Consider the following 505-nt stretch of genomic DNA (forward strand, 5'->3'; position numbering starts at 1 on the left):
CCTGCCGGTTCAACGGCTGATGCTGGCCGAACTTTTCGAAGACGATCATGGCCAGAAGGCTCGGGCCGGCCCAGCCGCGCGGGATCGGGTGGAATGGCGCCGGCGCCTGGCTGATCTTTTCACAGACGCGGCAGGTGAACTTCTCGCGGACGGTCTGGATCACCTTCCACTGCCGCGGCACCACCTCCAGCGTCTCGGTGACGTCCTCGCCCATCTTCACGATGCGGTCCGAGCCGCAGCACTCGCAGGCGGTCGGCGCCGGAACCACCACCCGCTCGCGCGGCAGGTGCTCGGGGAAGGGCTTGCGGACCGGCTTCCGGCGCTCGAAGGCCGCGACCTTCGTCGTCTTCTCCGCCCGGACCCGGTCCTCGGCGGCATCGGCCACCAAATCCTCGAGCTGCAGTTCCAGTTGGTCGATCAGCCGGGCCGTGCGTTCCGCACTGTGCCCGTATTGCTCGCGCCGGAGCAGCGCGATCTCGAGCTTGAGGCCCGCGATCATCGCCTC

1 protein-coding gene is annotated in these 505 nt (G+C 68.5%); it reads right to left on the bottom strand.

Annotated elements, in window-relative coordinates; genetic code table 11:
- Positions 1-505, bottom strand: a 505-nt coding sequence (locus tag FG154_RS20765) for an IS66 family transposase (RefSeq protein WP_186312507.1), incomplete at both ends; no start/stop codon positions are given.

The organism is Cereibacter sediminicola (assembly GCF_007668225.1).
Lineage (GTDB): Bacteria > Pseudomonadota > Alphaproteobacteria > Rhodobacterales > Rhodobacteraceae > Cereibacter_A > Cereibacter_A azotoformans.